Source organism: Nonlabens xylanidelens, from assembly GCF_002934445.1.
In the GTDB taxonomy this organism is placed as follows: domain Bacteria; phylum Bacteroidota; class Bacteroidia; order Flavobacteriales; family Flavobacteriaceae; genus Nonlabens; species Nonlabens xylanidelens.
Window position 1 is genome coordinate 14322 of the sequence record NZ_PTJE01000007.1, and the last position, 13515, is coordinate 27836.

Consider the following 13515-nt stretch of genomic DNA (forward strand, 5'->3'; position numbering starts at 1 on the left):
CATAACTATGGCACACGCAAAGTATATATTTGTAACAGGTGGAGTAACCTCTTCTTTAGGAAAGGGAATAATCGCAGCTTCATTAGCAAAATTACTGCAAGCTAGAGGTTTAAGGGTTACTATACAAAAGTTAGATCCGTATATAAATGTAGATCCAGGGACACTTAATCCCTACGAGCATGGAGAATGCTACGTAACAGAAGACGGTGCAGAAACTGATCTTGATTTAGGACATTACGAGCGTTTTCTTAACGTTAATACTTCTCAGGCTAATAATGTTACCACTGGTAGAATTTACCAAAGTGTTATTCAGAAAGAAAGAAGAGGTGAGTTTTTAGGTAAAACGGTGCAAGTTATACCTCATATTACAGACGAGATTAAACAACGTATACAGATTCTTGGTAAATCTGGTGATTATGATGTTGTTATCACAGAGATAGGTGGCACCGTAGGAGATATAGAATCATTACCTTATATAGAAAGTGTAAGACAGTTACAGTGGGAGCTAGGAGAACGCAATTCTCTAGTGATACACTTAACTTTAATACCATATTTAAGTGCTGCAGGTGAGTTAAAAACTAAACCTACTCAACATAGCGTTAAGACTCTTATGGAGAGTGGTGTACAAGCAGATATTCTTGTATGTCGTACAGAGCATGAATTATCTGACGAGATACGTACCAAGCTTGCACGTTTCTGTAATGTAAAGCAAGAAGCAGTAATCCAGTCTATCGATGTAGAAACCATTTATGACGTTCCTAATAAAATGTTATTAGAAGGACTAGATCGTGTTGTCATTAAAAATCTAGATATAGATACAAAAGATCAGCCAGATTTAAGAAGCTGGAATGAATTTGTACAAAGACATAAAAATCCTAAAAGTACCGTTACCATAGGACTGATAGGTAAATATGTAGAGTTACAAGATTCTTATAAATCTATTTTAGAGGCATTTATACACGCCGGTGCTGCAAACGAGATTAAAGTAAAAATAGAATCTATACATAGTGAATATCTAGAAGTAGATAACGTAGAGAAAAAACTATCTCATCTAGACGCCGTACTAGTTGCTCCTGGTTTTGGAGAGCGCGGTATAGAAGGTAAGATAGAGGCAGTACGCTATGCAAGAGAGAATAAATTACCATTTTTTGGAATTTGTTTAGGAATGCAAATGGCAGTTATTGAATATTCTCGTAACGTTTTAGGAATTAAAGACTCTAACTCTATAGAGATGGATGAGAAAACTGCAAATCCAGTTATATCACTCATGGAAGATCAAAAGAATATTATGAACATGGGTGGTACCATGCGTCTAGGAGCTTGGGATTGTGAGCTAATAGGTGGTAAAATAAAAAATATTTACGGTTCTAAAATGATAAGCGAGCGTCATAGACACCGTTATGAATATAATAATGATTATAGAGAGCAATTAGAAAACGCTGGACTTAAGACCACAGGAGTAAATCCTAAATCTAACCTGGTAGAAACGGTAGAGGTAGAAGATCATCCTTGGTTTATAGGGGTTCAATACCATCCAGAATATAAAAGTACAGTGGCACAACCGCACCCATTATTTACATCATTTGTAAAAGCCGCTGGAGAGTTTAAATTAAAGAAAAATAAGATATAAGTTTCGCTTTCGCGAAAGCGAGAACAATATCCATTTTAAATACCAAGTAAATTAATCGCCCTAACGGGCAAAAGTATGGAAGAGAAAAAGACGGACTGGAAAAGTATGCTAGGATTAGCCCTAATTTTTGGGATAGTTGTATTTATGCTTTTCAGAAACCAAGAAGACCAGCAAGAAACAGAAGATGCATCACAAACGAGTGAAGTTGTTTCAAATTCAAACCAGCCAGTTACATTAAATGATACAGCGCTAACACCAGGAGGTTCTAAAGGTGAAGTGCTAGAGTTTAATAACAATTTAGTTGATTTTAAAATCAATACTAAAGGAGCTTTAATTGATGAAGCATTATTAAAAAGTTTCAAAACTTATGACTCTTTACCGGTATACCTAGTTAAAGGCGGTGATCATCAATTTGATCTAGAATTCATGACTAAAGATGGACGTAAAGTACATACTAAGGACATGGTTTTTACACCTAAAACTTCACAAAATGGAGCAAATAAGGTTTTAAGTCTTACAGCTAGTCCAGCAAGTGGTGCATTTATAGAATTTAGATATGAGTTACAGCCAGACGATTATATGATGGATTTCAACATCCGTTCTCAAGGTCTAGCGCAAGTAGCAAATACATCTGAAGAAGTTGCTCTTAACTGGGAATTACAAGCATACCGTCGTTCAAAAAGTATTACTACAGAGAGTCGTTATACAGAGATTAAATTTGAATACGATGGAGGTAGTGATGACTATACTGGTCAAGGAGAAAATGCTGATGAAGAGGCAGAAGATATTACCTACATCGCTTACAAAGAACATTTCTTTTCTTCTATATTGTTAACAGACACTCCATTTAAAAGTGGTGTTTTAGAATCTTATAACAATACCAGTGAAGATGACGAGCAAAATGAGCTAACTAAGAAATTTACTTCTAAAGTACAGTTAGATTATTCTGGTGGTGAGCTAGCTTACAATATGGACTGGTATTTTGGTCCTACAGATTTTGAAATCTTAGATGGATATGATCGCAATCTTGACGAAGTAGTAGATCTAGGATGGGGAATTTTTGGTTTTATTAATGAATGGGCGATAAGACCGTTATTTACATTCTTAAGTAGTTCTGATGGATTAGGTATTCCTTATGGACTTGCTATTATACTACTTACTATTTGTGTAAGACTGGTATTATCTCCAGTATTATATAAGAGTTATTTAACTCAGGCAAAGATGAAAATTCTACGTCCAGAATTAAATAGAATTGCAGAAAAGTACAAGGATAATGCAATGAAAAAGCAGCAGGAAACCATGAAGGTTCAAAGTGAGGCAGGTGCCAGCCCATTGAGTGGTTGTTTACCAGCATTGTTACAAATGCCTGTATTCTTTGCACTCTTTAAGTTTTTCCCTACAGCATTTGAATTAAGACAGAAAAGTTTCCTTTGGGCAGATGATTTATCTAGTTATGATGTTATCTATCAATTCCCAGAAGGTTTTAAAATACCATTCTACGGTGATCACGTGAGTCTATTTCCTATTCTTGCTTCTATTTCTATCTTCTTCTATATGAAGATGACTACTGGGCAAAATATGCAAGCAGCACAACAACCAGGTATGCCTAACATGAAGTTTATCATGTATCTATCTCCATTGTTCATGCTGGTATTCTTTAATAAATATGCAAGTGGACTATCATTGTATTACTTTATCTCTAACTTAATTACCATCGGTATTATGTTAGTGATTAAGCATGTAATCATTGATAAGGATAAAGTTCTTGCTAAAATTGAAAAAGCAAAAGCTAAGCCTAAGAAAAAGAAAGGTCGTTTTGCAAGTAAGATGTCAGAGATTATGGAGCAAGCACAAGCACAACAAGAAGAACAGAAGAAAGGTAAGAAGTAATTCTTATAAAATTATATTTTAAAAACCTCCATCTTTTAGATGGAGGTTTTTTTATGATTATAAAATTATGTTTGATTTATTAAACTGCAGCTTTGAGTTATTCTAATACTTATTATTGCTTTATGATTCAGGTTGTTATAGTTTTATCTTAAAAGAATCCATTGAGTAAAAACTCCTTTTAAATAAGAAATCCCTTAACGTAGAGCGTTAAGGGATTTCTTATTTTTAATATCTAATAAATTTAAACGAGCTCCTTCTTCAAGAACCTAGCAGTATGACTCGTTTTATGTTTAGCAACTTGTTCTGGTGTACCTTTTGCAACTATGGTACCACCGCCACGACCGCCTTCTGGACCTACATCTATTAGGTAATCACATATTTTAATAACGTCCATGTTGTGCTCTATCACTAGGACTGTATTTCCTTTTTCAACTAACTCGTTAAGCACACCCATAAGTACACGCACGTCTTCAAAATGAAGTCCTGTAGTAGGTTCGTCCAGTATGTAAAATGTGTTACCAGTATCTCTTTTAGAAAGCTCGCTGGCTAGTTTAATACGTTGTGCTTCACCACCAGATAGGGTAGTAGATTGTTGTCCTAAAGTAATGTAACCTAAACCTACATCTTTTATAGTCTTTACCTTTCGGTATATTTTAGGAATAGCCTCAAAGAAATCAGTAGCCTCTGTAATGGTCATGTTAAGAACATCGCTTATAGATTTACCTTTGTAGCGTATTTCTAGAGTTTCTCTATTAAAACGTTTTCCTTGACAGGTTTCACAAGTTACATAAACGTCGGGAAGAAAATTCATCTCAATGACTCTTAAACCACCACCTTTACAGGTTTCACAACGTCCACCGGTTACATTAAAACTAAAACGACCAGGTTTATAACCTCGTATTAAGGATTCAGGTGTTTTAGCAAATAAAGACCTTATCTCGTCAAAGGTTTTAGTATACGTCGCAGGATTAGATCGTGGTGTTCTACCTATAGGGCTTTGATTAATATCAATCACTTTATCACAATTATCTAGTCCCTTGATGCTTTTATAAGGCATCGGTACTTTAACTCCATTAAAGAAATGCGCATTCATAATAGGATATAGCGTCTCATTTATAAGAGTAGATTTACCACTTCCTGAAACACCAGTTACACCTATCATCTGGCCTAGAGGTAGGTCTATAGAAACATCTTTTAGGTTATTTCCAGTACAACCTTTAAGCGATATTTTTTTACCATTTCCTTTACGACGTTTTTTAGGTACGGCTATTTCTCTTTTACCGTTGAGATATTGAGCTGTTAACGTGTCGTGTTTTAAAATCTCCTGCGGTGAGCCTTCACTTATAATTTCACCACCATATTTTCCTGCTCGAGGACCTATATCTATGACATGATCTGCTCGTTCGATCATATCCTTATCATGTTCTACCACGATAACAGAATTTCCTGTATCTCGCAGGGCAACTAGAGAATTAATAAGTTTCTCATTATCACGCTGGTGCAATCCTATACTCGGCTCATCTAGAATGTATAAAACTCCTACTAACTGAGAACCTATTTGAGTGGCCAGTCGTATACGTTGTGCTTCACCACCAGAAAGTGTTTTGGCACTTCTGTTTAGTGATAAATAATCGAGACCTACATCTAGTAAAAACTGTAATCGTTCTCTTATTTCTTTAAGTAATTCAGTAGCTATTTGTTCTTGCTTTCGCGAAAGCGTGCCATTTAAAGATTCAAACCATTCTACCAGCTGGACGATATCCATTTGAGCCAGTTGAGCAATATTCTTCTCGTTAACACGGAAATAAAGACTTTCTTTACGCAATCTTGATCCTTCACAATTAGGGCAGGTCACGTTATCCATGAATTCTTTTGCCCAACGTTGTAAACTAGTACTGTCGTTATTGTTATAGGTTTGCTCTATGAAGTTTGCAAGCCCTTCAAAATCTATTTTATAACTGCGTTTAACACCTAAGTTCTTGCTATCTACCTCTAGACTTTCTTTGCCACCATAAAGAATCATTTCTATGGCTGCTGCAGGTATTTTATCTAGCGGATCTGTTAGTTTAAAATCAAACTTTTGGGCAATTAATTCTAGCTGTTTATAAATCCAGTTCTTTTTATTGTCAGGATATGGGGCAAGACCACCTTTAGTAATAGAAAGACTGCGGTCTGGTATGATTTTGTTTTCATTTACCTGATAGAGTGTACCTATACCATTACATTTAGGACAGGCACCTTTAGGACTGTTAAAAGAAAAGTTATTAGGTTCTGGCTCAGGATATGAGATTCCAGTCTCTGGGCACATTAATGTACGAGAGAAAAAACGACCTTCTTTTTCACCATGTGGTACAATCATCGTGATGTCGTTACCATGGTACATCGCAGTTTTAATAGACTCGTCTAGCCTTTTAATATCTTCTTCAGTGTCGCCTACTTGTAATCTATCGATTACTATTTCAATGTCGTGGACCTTATAACGGTCCAGTTTCATACCCTTAGTAATATCTACTATGACATTATCACATCGTACTTTTACAAACCCTTGTTTTGCTATTTGTTCAAAGAGTTCTCTATAGTGACCTTTTCTACCTCTTATGGTAGGTGCAAGTATGTTAATGCGCTGGCCTTTATATTCTTCTATAATAAGATCGCGTATTTGCTCATCGCTATAACTTACCATTTTCTTACCTGTGTTGTAAGAATAGGCGTCGCTAGCACGAGCATATAGTAATCTTAAAAAATCATAGATCTCTGTAATAGTACCGACTGTACTTCGTGGACTTTTACTCGTTGTCTTTTGTTCTATGGCTATAACAGGAGAGAGTCCATCTATTTTATCTACATCGGGACGTTCTAGACCGCCTAGAAACTGTCTCGCATATGCGCTGAAGGTTTCTATGTAACGTCGTTGACCTTCGGCATAGATAGTGTCAAAAGCTAGCGATGATTTACCAGAACCAGAGAGACCAGTTATAACCACAAGTTTCTCTCTAGGAATATTTACATCGATGTCCTTTAAATTATGAACACGAGCTCCTTTTACTTCAATAATTTCGTCAGTGTACGCCATAGTATATTGCAATCTTGCGAAGTTAATTCTAATGCATCAGAAATAGAATTAAAGCTTACTTAAAATGCTGTGGAGAGTTGGGTTTTTATACTTCTCTAATTTAAGACTATTTATTTATTCATATCCATTTGAATAGAGACACTTGACCTTTATTCAATTCCGATAAGTTTAGTTTTAGAGTAGGTTGCGTGTTTTTTATGTTATGAAATCATTCTTATAAAAATAATATAGATAAAATAAGTGTATTTCACTAAATGTAAAGTATATTTGTCATTATAATAAAAATACTTTACGTTATGAGGAATTCTGTTTTGAATAAATTTTGTGAATTTGAAAAGAAAGGCGGCGTATTTCCTTTGCTGCCTACTTCTTTTAAATGGATAGGAGTAGGTATTTCAATTAGCGCAATCATTGGTATGTTGATAGTCTATTATCAAGGCGGTGAGTTGAGATTGTTTTATAAAGACCTGTGTATGCATCTTGTTCTAATTGGCTTGTTCATTTTAGCACTGTCTCGAGATAAACATGAAGATGAGCGTACAAATCAGTTACGTTATAGAGCATTTGCATTTGCCTTTGTGTTGGGTACGGGAATGTTATTGATACTGCCTTTTATTAATATTATACTAAACAGTTTTTATAAGGATATTCTAGAATGGGAATATCAAAGTTTCTTTTTTATCATGTCGTCCTATTTATTTTATTATTTGATGTATTTCAACATTTTTAAAAAGCAATTGTAATGAACGATAAACAATTAGATAAAGTAAGAAAAGGAGATTTTTTATTATTACCGCATTACATGAAATGGGTAGCAGTATTTCCTGTTTTATGTGGAATAGTATTATTCTTTTTCAAAGAATACCAACACTTTCTAAATGAAGAAGTTGCAACCGGTATGGCTGGCCATTTAATTCTTTTAGGTTTTCTATTCATTATAATTAGTAGAGATAAATTTCCAGATGAGCGATTGCTCAATTTACGTCACAAAGCAATGGCTTATGCTTTTATGTATGGTATGATTCTAGTTATTGTCACACCATTTTTAAACTTTTTGTTAAGTAGTTTATTTCGTTCTGGATCTCAGCTAGATTTTATGGATTATGGGATGCTTTCTATTTTTCTTTTCCAGATCATGTATTTGATAAATTACTGGCGTTTTAAACAAGAATTATAATGAAAAACACCATCCATGTGCAGCGCGCCATCCATAAAATGACCCAAGCAGATCTTTCTGAAGCAATAGGAGTTTCTAGACAGACTATAAATTCTATAGAAAAAAATCGATACGTGCCATCTACTGTATTGGCATTAAAAATTGCGAGAACGTTTAAGGTTTCTGTAGAAGAGTTATTTGAGTTAGAAGAACAGGATTAATTCTTAGTTATGGAATTATCTCTCTAAGCCTCAACTCTTAATCTTCCCTCAAGGGAACATGGTAAAATCAGAGTTTTATGATCTTTTTGTTGAAAATCAATAAATTGGTTTTTCCTTAAGTGAAATGTACGCGATTGTTTAGGGTTAAAAAACGAGATGAATAAATAAATCAAAAATCAGATATCGTTAATTTCTAATCGTTAATTAATTTTTCATTTAGGGAAATGTCTACAAGTCAATGGCTATTTTATTAGGCTGAAAAAACAAGTAAAATGAGATGATTAAATAAATCAAAAATCAGATATCGTTAATTTCTAATCGTTAATTAATTTTTCATCTAAGGAAATGTCCACAAGTCAGTGTCTGTTTGTATAGAATTTAAGAAACGAATGAAACGAGAGGAGTAAATAAATCAAAAATTAGATATCGTTAATTTCCAATCGTTGATCAATTTTTCCTTGAAGTAAATCTCCACACGATAAAGGGTGTTTTGCACATGAGTTGATTTTTTTATTAGTAATTAACAAATCAAGGAATCACCTTTATATCTGTAACAGGTATTGTAATTCCTAAAATACTACGCTTTTGTGCTAGAGGAAAATCACCAGCTGTCATTTCCCAATCACTCCATTTTGCTTCTAGACCATCTAGAGGCAGGATGCTTACCCACATTTTAAACGATGTAGGGCGATAGTTTTCATCTACTTCCCATAAATAAGCATCTCCAGGAGTAGTACCTCCCGAATTGTATGTTACTAATAGTTTTTCCTTACCATCTTCAGTTATAAGCTGTCTAGTTGTACCTATATCTAAAATTTTATGTGGTGCCACTACCCAAAAACTATCATTATTAAAGTTTTTTGCTGCATATGCTATAGCATTATCTTTTTCTTGTCCTTCAATACGTTTACCGTCTTTAAATGCAAAACTAATTTTAGGATATTGCGTTTGATATGAAACTCTATAATCATCCCAGTAAACATCTACTAGATTTTGCTGTACTTTCCATTCATATCTATTCACTCCTCTAAAAGTCCAGTGAATTTCACGAGCTTCTGTAAACTGTTTATGGTCTATGGCATCAAGAATTTTAAAAGCTAGATCATCAGCCGGTTTGCCTGATGTTCCTTGAGGTACATCTTCATTATAAATAAGTTTGAGCGTTATAACGGCAATAAGTACGATTGCTAGAATAGCTAAAATACTTTTTAATAAAAAACGAAATATCTTTTTCAAATCGGGATTAATTTATCAATTTAGGGCAAAGATAAACTTAGAAAAACTTAGATAAATATATTATATGAAATTATTAGGAATAGGATCAAGAATCAATCATGCCGTGTATGGCTTTGGAGTAGTGACTAACGTTACTGCGACTATGTATTGGGTAACCTTTCAGAAAGATGGATTAGAAACCATACCTCTAGATACAGATTTTGAGGTGATAGAAGCTTGTGAGGACGACGTTGATACCGTAAGTTTCTATGATGTTGAGAAGTCACTACGTGAAATCCTAGAAAGATTCAGCGATGTGAGTCAGGTAGTAGCACTAGCTGATAAATATAAAAATGGTACTATGATTCTAAGACCTGCAGATTCTAATCTCGCAGACAAAGAAATACCTATCAATACCTTTTGGCACAAGATAGTTATGTTGCGCGACCGTTTAAGAGTTATGGAGCAAAAGATAAATAGTTCTAAAGATCTGGACGACCAGCTTAAGATAGATTTACAGCAATACATTACTCGTATTTATGGTAGCCTTACTACTTTTAACGTGCTATTTGCTAGCAAAGACCAGCAGTTTAAAGGTAGCGGTAAGTAATATCACAGAAATTTGCGTTAGCAAATTATCAGGTATCTGCCAGTATTTTTACTAAAATTATTTAAATAGTCTCTGTCTCTAATAATAGTTAGGAATTTCAGTTCTACACTGCGATTAGAGATGTTAATTCAAAATTCTCTAAACTAAAAATCCTCAATGAAAACAAAGTTTTCATTGAGGATTTTTTTAAATTCAATTAGTAACTAATTACTTAGTACCGAATTTTTTCTTGTAATCTTCAATAGACTGGTTTACTATTTCTAGTGCCTTTTCACGGCCTTGAAATTCGTCTACGCTTACTTCTTTGTTTTCTAATTTTTTATAGTCTTGGAAGAAATTGCGCATTTCTTTTTTCCAAAATTCAGGAAGTTCCTCGATGTCATTAAAGTGAGCAACAGACATATCGTTTGCAGCAACAGCGATAATTTTATCATCCATTTCACCACCGTCTAGCATTTGCATAACACCTATAACTTTACATTCTACAAGACACATAGGTACAATCTCGATTTGAGAAAGAACTAATATATCTAGTGGGTCGTTATCATCACAATAAGTTTGTGGAATAAAACCGTAGTTAGTAGGATAATACATAGAAGAGTAGATCACACGGTCTAGAATTAACATTCCAGATTCCTTATCTAACTCATATTTTGCTCTTGTATTCTTAGGGATTTCTATAATTCCAGTTACATTTCCTGGTGCATCTGCTCCGTAACTTACGTCGTGCCAAGCGTGTTTAGTCATTTTCTTGTTTTTTGAACGGCTGCAAAAATAGTGTTCGTTACGCTTTCGCGAAAGCGAAAACACATTAACTTATCGTAAAATACGTACTTTTAAGTAAGTAAAGTCTAAAATTGTTCCTCAAATCGTGTATTTAACACAAACCAATGTTAAATACAGATAGATTATTCGGTTTTATCTGTTTGTACTTTACTTTTAAAAAATGGCACAAGAAAGACTAGGTTTTAAATTTGAATTCTATAATGAAAAGGAAAAAGATCCTTTTGATAAGTTATTCGGTATCTTTAAAGAGTTAATAACTCATACATCTGGAGATTTTGATGAGGCGATAGAATGGTTAAGAGAGCTGGATAAAGAATACAAGCTTACCACACCAGAATATACGATTGAAGATTTTATAGAAGATCTTAAAGCACGCGGTTACATCAAAGAAGAATTTGACCCTAACGACGAAAATAGAGAAGGAGAAGAAGAAGAAGGTGATGGTGATAGACCAGGACGTTTTTCTATTACTGCAAAGACAGAACAGTTATTGCGTAAACATGCGCTAGACCAGATCTTTGGTAATATGCGTAAAGGTGCTAGCGGTAACCATAAATCTGGTAAGCTAGGACAAGGCGATGAGCACAGTGGTGATTACCGTCCTTATAGATTTGGTGATGGTCTGGATAGTATATCTATGACAGAGAGTTTGCGCAACGCACAGATCAACCATGGGATGGGTAATTTTAATCTGACAGAAGATGATCTAGTTGTAGAAGACTCGCAGTTTAAAGCACAAATGAGTACGGTGCTTATGATTGATATCTCGCATTCTATGATTCTTTATGGAGAAGATAGAATCACACCTGCAAAAAAGGTAGCCATGGCACTGGCAGAGTTAATAACGACTAGATACCCTAAGGACACGCTCGATATTATTGTTTTTGGTAACGATTCATGGCCTATTAAAATAGCAGATCTTCCTTATCTTAAAGTAGGACCTTATCATACCAATACGGTGGCAGGTTTACAACTAGCCATGGATATTTTAAGAAGAAAACGTAATACGAATAAACAGATCTTTATGATTACAGATGGTAAGCCTAGTTGCTTGCGATTAAAAGATGGTACGTATTATAAAAACTCAAATGGACTAGATGAATACATTGTAGAGAAATGTTATACCATGGCGGCGCAAGCGAGAAGGTTGCATATTCCTATAACTACGTTCATGATTGCAAATGATCCTTACTTACAGAGATTTGTAGATCAATTTACAGAGGCTAATCAAGGAAAAGCATTCTTCACAGGATTACAAGGTCTAGGTGAGATGATTTTTACCGATTATGAAGCTAATAGAAAAAAGAGGTTGCGATAGTTTTAAATGTTAATAATAAGAACTACAATAATGTGTGAATCTATATTCTAATTCAGAATAAGGTGATGTAGCATAATAAATGCCGAAAGAATATCCGAGATAAGTTTTTGCTTTAGATGCTCTCCATCGTTCTTCATTATATTCAATATCATTTCCTTCTGAATCAGTAATCATTATTTTGTTTTGATATTTTCCATCTAGATATACTTCTGGATCTACTATTGATTGCCTACATTGAGTACCGTTAGCCTGATTGTAACTGCTGAGACCTGCAGCTAGCTCTGCACAAGAATTAGAAAGAATAAGAATAAAGATAGAGAATGAATAAATAATAAAACGTTTCATATATAATATAGTAAAATTAGGTAATGTAAAATTAGATAATAGTATATTATCATATTATACCCTTTATAGGGTATTTTTATTCTAAATCATTATATTTTAATAAAAAGGTGATAAACAAAAGCATTTTTATATATTTGAACTAATCATTCCAAAAACTAACAAATGAAATCTATTTATTTTTCTTTAATCGCTTTGTTTCTAGCAACTTTTACAGCAACAGCCCAAGATGTAACCTATGGTGTTATAGGTGGTGTGAATTTTTCAAAAATAGACAACCTAGGTGGTAGTGGTTTTGAAGATAATAGAACTGGTTTTCATATAGGTGGAGTAGTAGAGCTACCATTTGCAGATAAATGGTCTTATGAAGGTAGTTTACTTTATTCTGTAGAAGGTGAAGAATTTCCAAACAGCTTAGGTACTGATACTGATGTAAAATTACAATACATCAACGTACCATTACAGTTCAAATATTATGCATTTAATAACTTTAGTGTTCATTTTGGTCCACAAATAGGTTTCCTTCTTAAAGGAGAGGCTACTATAGATGACGGTGATGCAGTAGAATTAGAAGATACAGTTAATACTAACTTTGCTGGTACAGCAGGTTTCGGTTATGACTTAAAAGAATACAACCTTTACTTTAAAGGTACTTTTACTTACGGATTTTCTGACATATTTGATAATGAGTCAGACGGTAGTGATAGAAGTCAGTTACCAGGAACTGTACATTTATCTGTAGGATATAAATTCTAGAATATTTGATTAACATATTAGAGTAAAAAAAAATGCGGCCATAGGCCGCATTTTTTTGCTTTATCGTAAATAGTAGCAACTAATAAAACCACATCATGAAGAAATTCTTATTACTATTAATAGCCATTCCATTTTTATCCCTAACCACTATCAATGATAGAGATCAGTTTATAGGTAAGTGGATAGATGAAAAAGAAAAGGGTTTTATAGAATTTGATAAAGAGGGTTATGTGATGCTAGGTAGTCTCGATGATCCTTATGGAGGTAAAGATTTTGTAATAAATGGAAAAAGAGTAAGCATGACTTACCAGATTTTTGAAGAGACCACTCCTATACAATTAGACATTATATTAACTGAATTTGAATCAGGAAAACAAAAAAAGATGCTCTGTATTGCTCAATTTATTAGTGATGATAAGATGAGACTACAAATGGATGTGACTGGTAATAGACCAACAGAGTTCAATGAGGAAAAACAAGTTTACTTTAATAGAGAATTGTAAATAGTGTAGGTAGCT

13 protein-coding genes are annotated in these 13515 nt (G+C 34.0%); 9 read left to right on the forward strand and 4 right to left on the reverse strand.

What is annotated here, in order from left to right; all coding sequences use genetic code 11:
• Positions 1-7: 7 nt before the first annotated feature.
• Positions 8-1630 carry a CTP synthase gene (locus tag LY01_RS12465; RefSeq protein ID WP_104516192.1) on the forward strand — a complete coding sequence of 541 codons (1623 nt, stop codon included), beginning with the start codon at positions 8-10 and terminating at the stop codon, positions 1628-1630.
• Between the two features lie 75 nt (positions 1631-1705).
• The gene (yidC, locus tag LY01_RS12470) at positions 1706-3520 is read left to right on the forward strand and encodes a membrane protein insertase YidC (protein WP_104516193.1); all 1815 of its coding nucleotides are present in this window, start codon (positions 1706-1708) and stop codon (positions 3518-3520) included.
• Positions 3521-3761: 241 nt separating this feature from the next.
• Here the strand turns inward: yidC and uvrA are convergent, their stop codons facing one another.
• The gene (uvrA, locus tag LY01_RS12475; protein WP_104516194.1) at positions 3762-6593 is read right to left on the reverse strand and encodes an excinuclease ABC subunit UvrA; all 2832 of its coding nucleotides are present in this window, start codon (positions 6591-6593) and stop codon (positions 3762-3764) included.
• A 296-nt stretch (positions 6594-6889) separates the two neighbouring features.
• Between uvrA and LY01_RS12480 the strand changes: the two genes are divergently transcribed.
• The 3 genes from LY01_RS12480 to LY01_RS12490 are packed head-to-tail and all read left to right on the forward strand — an operon-like array spanning position 6890 to position 7970.
• Complete coding sequence (locus tag LY01_RS12480) at positions 6890-7336, forward strand: hypothetical protein (RefSeq protein WP_104516195.1); 447 nt, start codon at positions 6890-6892, stop codon at positions 7334-7336.
• The gene (locus LY01_RS12485) at positions 7336-7770 is read left to right on the forward strand and encodes a hypothetical protein (protein ID WP_104516196.1); all 435 of its coding nucleotides are present in this window, start codon (positions 7336-7338) and stop codon (positions 7768-7770) included. Before LY01_RS12480 ends, LY01_RS12485 begins: the two co-directional genes overlap by 1 nt.
• A complete protein-coding gene (locus LY01_RS12490; RefSeq protein ID WP_170034640.1) occupies positions 7770-7970 on the forward strand; it encodes a helix-turn-helix transcriptional regulator in 201 nt (66 codons plus the stop codon). Before LY01_RS12485 ends, LY01_RS12490 begins: the two co-directional genes overlap by 1 nt.
• Before the next feature lie 528 nt (positions 7971-8498).
• Here LY01_RS12490 and LY01_RS12495 read toward each other — a convergent pair.
• A complete protein-coding gene (locus LY01_RS12495) occupies positions 8499-9206 on the reverse strand; it encodes a hypothetical protein (protein WP_245890726.1) in 708 nt (235 codons plus the stop codon).
• 64 nt (positions 9207-9270) lie between these two features.
• Here LY01_RS12495 and LY01_RS12500 point away from each other — a divergent pair, with 64 nt between their 5' ends.
• Positions 9271-9795, forward strand: coding sequence for a hypothetical protein (locus LY01_RS12500; protein ID WP_104516197.1), 525 nt, complete (start codon positions 9271-9273; stop codon positions 9793-9795).
• A gap of 207 nt (positions 9796-10002) precedes the next feature.
• Here LY01_RS12500 and LY01_RS12505 read toward each other — a convergent pair whose 3' ends face one another.
• Complete coding sequence (locus LY01_RS12505) at positions 10003-10542, reverse strand: inorganic diphosphatase (RefSeq protein WP_104516198.1); 540 nt, start codon at positions 10540-10542, stop codon at positions 10003-10005.
• A 199-nt stretch (positions 10543-10741) separates the two neighbouring features.
• Between LY01_RS12505 and LY01_RS12510 the strand changes: the two genes are divergently transcribed.
• A complete protein-coding gene (locus tag LY01_RS12510) occupies positions 10742-11899 on the forward strand; it encodes a vWA domain-containing protein (RefSeq protein WP_104516199.1) in 1158 nt (385 codons plus the stop codon).
• Positions 11900-11908: 9 nt separating this feature from the next.
• Here LY01_RS12510 and LY01_RS12515 read toward each other — a convergent pair whose 3' ends face one another.
• Entirely contained in the window at positions 11909-12244 is a 336-nt protein-coding gene (locus LY01_RS12515) for a hypothetical protein (RefSeq protein ID WP_104516200.1), read from the reverse strand.
• Positions 12245-12406: 162 nt separating this feature from the next.
• Between LY01_RS12515 and LY01_RS12520 the strand changes: the two genes are divergently transcribed.
• Both LY01_RS12520 and LY01_RS12525 read left to right on the forward strand, forming a co-directional pair.
• Positions 12407-12997 carry a porin family protein gene (locus LY01_RS12520; RefSeq protein WP_104516201.1) on the forward strand — a complete coding sequence of 197 codons (591 nt, stop codon included), beginning with the start codon at positions 12407-12409 and terminating at the stop codon, positions 12995-12997.
• A 95-nt stretch (positions 12998-13092) separates the two neighbouring features.
• Positions 13093-13500, forward strand: coding sequence for a hypothetical protein (locus LY01_RS12525; protein ID WP_104516202.1), 408 nt, complete (start codon positions 13093-13095; stop codon positions 13498-13500).
• The last annotated feature ends 15 nt before the right edge of the window (positions 13501-13515 follow it).

What these genes read in the sequence shown, in the direction of transcription:
- LY01_RS12515 (WP_104516200.1), bottom strand. Translation starts at nt 12,244, where the DNA reads ATGAAACGTTTTATTATTTATTCATTCTCTATCTTTATTCTTATTCTT.
- yidC (WP_104516193.1), top strand. Translation starts at nt 1,706, where the DNA reads ATGGAAGAGAAAAAGACGGACTGGAAAAGTATGCTAGGATTAGCCCTA.
- LY01_RS12500 (WP_104516197.1), top strand. Translation starts at nt 9,271, where the DNA reads ATGAAATTATTAGGAATAGGATCAAGAATCAATCATGCCGTGTATGGC.
- LY01_RS12465 (WP_104516192.1), top strand. Translation starts at nt 8, where the DNA reads ATGGCACACGCAAAGTATATATTTGTAACAGGTGGAGTAACCTCTTCT.
- LY01_RS12510 (WP_104516199.1), top strand. Translation starts at nt 10,742, where the DNA reads ATGGCACAAGAAAGACTAGGTTTTAAATTTGAATTCTATAATGAAAAG.
- LY01_RS12490 (WP_170034640.1), top strand. Translation starts at nt 7,770, where the DNA reads ATGAAAAACACCATCCATGTGCAGCGCGCCATCCATAAAATGACCCAA.
- LY01_RS12525 (WP_104516202.1), top strand. Translation starts at nt 13,093, where the DNA reads ATGAAGAAATTCTTATTACTATTAATAGCCATTCCATTTTTATCCCTA.
- uvrA (WP_104516194.1), bottom strand. Translation starts at nt 6,593, where the DNA reads ATGGCGTACACTGACGAAATTATTGAAGTAAAAGGAGCTCGTGTTCAT.
- LY01_RS12520 (WP_104516201.1), top strand. Translation starts at nt 12,407, where the DNA reads ATGAAATCTATTTATTTTTCTTTAATCGCTTTGTTTCTAGCAACTTTT.
- LY01_RS12505 (WP_104516198.1), bottom strand. Translation starts at nt 10,542, where the DNA reads ATGACTAAACACGCTTGGCACGACGTAAGTTACGGAGCAGATGCACCA.
- LY01_RS12480 (WP_104516195.1), top strand. Translation starts at nt 6,890, where the DNA reads ATGAGGAATTCTGTTTTGAATAAATTTTGTGAATTTGAAAAGAAAGGC.
- LY01_RS12485 (WP_104516196.1), top strand. Translation starts at nt 7,336, where the DNA reads ATGAACGATAAACAATTAGATAAAGTAAGAAAAGGAGATTTTTTATTA.